This is a genomic window from Stenotrophomonas sp. A3_2, assembly GCF_036624925.1.
GTDB lineage: Bacteria > Pseudomonadota > Gammaproteobacteria > Xanthomonadales > Xanthomonadaceae > Stenotrophomonas > Stenotrophomonas hibiscicola.
Genome location: NZ_JAZKVY010000348.1, coordinates 1 through 426, shown reverse-complemented (window position 1 = coordinate 426; position 426 = coordinate 1). Strand labels below are relative to the sequence as shown.

Here is a 426-nt window from a genome sequence, read left to right as displayed (position 1 = left end):
TAATCTCATGAACCTGCACATGGCGGCTCTGTTGCAAAAATCGTGAAGCTTGAGCATGCTTGGCGGAGATTGGACGGACGGAACGATGACGGATTTCAAGTGGCGCCATTTCCAGGGTGATGTTATCCTGTGGGCGGTGCGCTGGTATTGTCGCTATCCGATCAGCTATCGCGACCTTGAGGAAATGCTGGCGGAACGCGGCATTTCGGTCGACCATACGACGATCTATCGCTGGGTCCAGTGCTACGCCCCGGAGATGGAGAAGCGGCTGCGCTGGTTCTGGCGGCGTGGCTTTGATCCGAGCTGGCGCCTGGATGAAACCTACGTCAAGGTGCGGGGCAAGTGGACCTACCTGTACCGGGCAGTCGACAAGCGGGGCGACACGATCGATTTCTACCTGTCGCCGACCCGCAGCGCCAAGGCAGC

The 426-nt window shown here is 58.9% G+C and carries 1 pseudogene; it reads left to right on the top strand.

The features are described from left to right. Positions 1-85: 85 nt before the first annotated feature. Positions 86-426: pseudogene (locus R5H29_RS18525) on the top strand (IS6-like element IS6100 family transposase); the annotation flags it as partial.